3 protein-coding genes and 1 pseudogene are annotated in these 2,666 nt (G+C 70.6%); all 4 read right to left on the reverse strand.

Going from position 1 to position 2,666, the window contains the following annotated elements:
- Positions 1-50: 50 nt before the first annotated feature.
- A complete protein-coding gene (locus PLC66_RS22500) occupies positions 51-395 on the reverse strand; it encodes a UPF0175 family protein (RefSeq protein ID WP_324544406.1) in 345 nt (114 codons plus the stop codon).
- A 142-nt stretch (positions 396-537) separates the two neighbouring features.
- Entirely contained in the window at positions 538-1,485 is a 948-nt protein-coding gene (locus PLC66_RS22505) for a glycosyltransferase family 2 protein (RefSeq protein WP_324544407.1), read from the reverse strand.
- Positions 1,486-1,489: 4 nt separating this feature from the next.
- Entirely contained in the window at positions 1,490-2,446 is a 957-nt protein-coding gene (locus PLC66_RS22510; protein WP_324544408.1) for a glycosyltransferase family 2 protein, read from the reverse strand.
- 4 nt (positions 2,447-2,450) lie between these two features.
- A pseudogene (locus PLC66_RS22515) lies at positions 2,451-2,666 on the reverse strand (polysaccharide deacetylase family protein); the annotation flags it as partial.

Genomic DNA, 2,666 nt, shown 5'->3' on the forward strand with positions numbered 1-2,666 from the left:
CCAGCCGAGGCCGCCGACATGGCCCAGTCCGATGAGCGGGCTGGCGTCGGTCAGGACGATGCGAGCCATTGGTCGAGCGTGTCGAGGTCGCGAGTTGTCTCCTGTGCGTTCAGGCGCACGACGGGGATGCCAAGCCGCGAGACATGTGCAGCGAACTCGGCGACGGACATGTCGGCCAGCCGCGCAGAGCGGGCGAGCGACAGGTGGCCGTCGCGAAACAGCGCGGTGGCCAGTGCCGGCTTGACGCCTTTGGCCTCGAGCATCCCGGCGGTCTCGACGCCCACCATCAGCGCATCCGGCCGGTCTCGGTTCATGACGACCACGACGTCACGATGGGACATCCGCAAGGCTTCGCTGGGGTTGTTTTTCAGGCCGCTGACGTTCACGGTTTCCATGGGATGACCTCATGGGAAGATTGAATGGGAATGAGGCTAGCAGATGGACACGTCGACAACAACCCGCACCCAAGGGCCTTCTGTTGCAGAGGCATCAATGGGGTCAGACCTCAATCTGTCCCAGTTTTCCCTTCTTCTGGCGTCAGTCCGCCTTGCCGGGGCTGCCGGGGAGCCGCCGTCTTGCATAGCCGACGATGCAGCCGAGCGCATGCGCGGTATTCATGGCCTCGCGCAGCAGGCCGCGCTCCCCTGACATCTGCCGGACAATGAGCTTGAGCGTCTTCGACAGCCACTGCTGCAGCAGGAAGGGCGGCACGCCGCCCACGGTGCGGGGGAAGGCCGGCATCTGGTAGAGCGCGTGGCGCACGCCGGCACGGTAGTGCAGGCGCAGGAAGTAGCGGCGCCGAAGCCTGTCGGCGTCGACCAGGTGGGACACGGCCATGTCGGGCCGATAGCGGATGCGGGCGCCGCGCGCCAGCAGGGTCTGGAACATGGCGCCATCCTCGCCGCCGCCCACGTCGTGGCCGACGCGGTTGAAGCGCGGATCGAAGCGCAGGCTGGGGGCGTCGCGGAAGAGGCGCATGGCGTAGGCGACGTTGCTTGTCCACACCGGCGTGGTGGCGTCGGTAATCCAGAACGGCGCATCGCCGTGATCGAGCGCAGCCAGAAAACCGAGCAGCTCGTCGGACAGCCAGTCGGGCCGCTGGTGCTGGGAAAAGTCCACCTCGACACGGCCACCGGCGCAGTCTGCGCCTTCCTCGAAGATGGCGTGCCGGGCCGCCTCGAGCAGGCCGGGCTGCGGCAGTTCGTCGTCGTCGATGAACTGCATGGCGTCGTAGCGAAGGGCTTCGGCGATGGCGCGGTTGCGCGCGGGGACGATGCCGACGTGGGCTTCGTGCACGATGCGCAGCGCCGCGCCGGGTGCGGCGGCCAGCTCGCGCAGCACGGCCGCGGTGCCATCCGTGCTGTGGTTGTCGATGGCAAGGATGTCGAACGGCTGCGACGTGGATTGCGCGCGCAGCGCCGCGATCAGGCCCGGCAGGCGGTGGGCGCGGTTGTGGGTGCAGAAGGCGACGACGAGCGAGGTCATGGCGTCAATCGGGGTGTGTTTCGCAGCTGCGCGCGCGCAGCGCCAGCAGCGCGACATGCAGCTTGAGCGGAAGCAGGGCGGGCAGCATGTAGCGCCACTGGGCGGGGCGGCCGTAGCCGGCCCGCAGGGCGCGCCGGAAGATGGCGCGCGCGGCGGGCAGGTCGCGTGCCCAGTAGGCCTGGAAGCCGGCGCGCAGCAGGCCCTGACAGGGGATGCGGCGGCGGTCGGGGCCGAGGCTGCGGGCGAAGTCCGGGTGCCGGGCGAGGTAGGCGTGCTGGGCGTCCAGCAACTGCAGGGCCGCGCGCGCGCGCTGGGCGCTGGCCTGCCCGCTGCCGTGGAAGTGGTAGTGGGCGAGCACTTCGGGTACGCGCACGATCGGGCCGCGGGTGGCGAGCTCGAGCCACAGGGCGTAGTCCTCGGCATTTTGCAGCTGGGCGGGGAAGCCGCCGCATTGCAGCAAGGGCGCGCGACGTGCGAGCGCAGCGTGGATCGGCCAGCGGCAGGCGGCGAACAGCAGCTTGCGCTTGTCGGGCGTTTCGTAGTCCGGCGGGACAAAGGGCTTGGCCTCGGCGGCGGGCACGCCGAACTTCTGCCAGCCGCAGTAGGCGAGGACGGCGTCGGGGCGGTCGAGCAGGGCGGCGCGGAGCCGCTGCAGAAAGTCGGGCGCCCAGGTGTCGTCGGCGTCGAGAAAGGCGATGTACTCGCCACGGGCGTGCTCGATGCCGATGTTGCGTGCGGCGCTGGCACCCTGATGCGGTCGCTGCAGCACGCGCAGGCGCGGCTCGGCCTGCTGCGCCAGCCAGTGGGCGGAGCCGTCGGTCGAGCCGTCGTCGACGACGATCAGCTCCCAGTCCGCCAGGCTCTGGGCGAGCACGCTGGCGAGGCTGCGCGGCAGATGCTGCCCGGCATTGAAGCAGGGCATGACGATGGATACGGACGGCGGCGGCGCGAGGCTGGGCATCGGCTCAGGCCCGCAGCCGCTGCCAGGCGTAGCGCGCCACGTCGGCCCAGCCGACATCGTGGCTGCCGAAGCACAGCTTGCGCGCGAGACTGGCGACGGTGTCGAGGTTGGTCACGGTGAGCCGGCGCAGGGCGAACGGGTCGCCGTCGCGCATCGCCCAGCCGCTGCGCGTGGTGCAGGCCGCGCGGTAGCCGGCCTGGCGCACGGCGCGTGCGCAGCG

The sequence above is a fragment of the Thauera sp. genome, from assembly GCF_035444905.1.
Classification (GTDB): Bacteria; Pseudomonadota; Gammaproteobacteria; order Burkholderiales; family Rhodocyclaceae; genus Thauera.

Coding starts and splice junctions, on each gene's coding strand:
- PLC66_RS22500 (WP_324544406.1), bottom strand. CDS start 395: ATGGAAACCGTGAACGTCAGCGGCCTGAAAAACAACCCCAGCGAAGCC.
- PLC66_RS22505 (WP_324544407.1), bottom strand. CDS start 1,485: ATGACCTCGCTCGTCGTCGCCTTCTGCACCCACAACCGCGCCCACCGC.
- PLC66_RS22510 (WP_324544408.1), bottom strand. CDS start 2,446: ATGCCCAGCCTCGCGCCGCCGCCGTCCGTATCCATCGTCATGCCCTGC.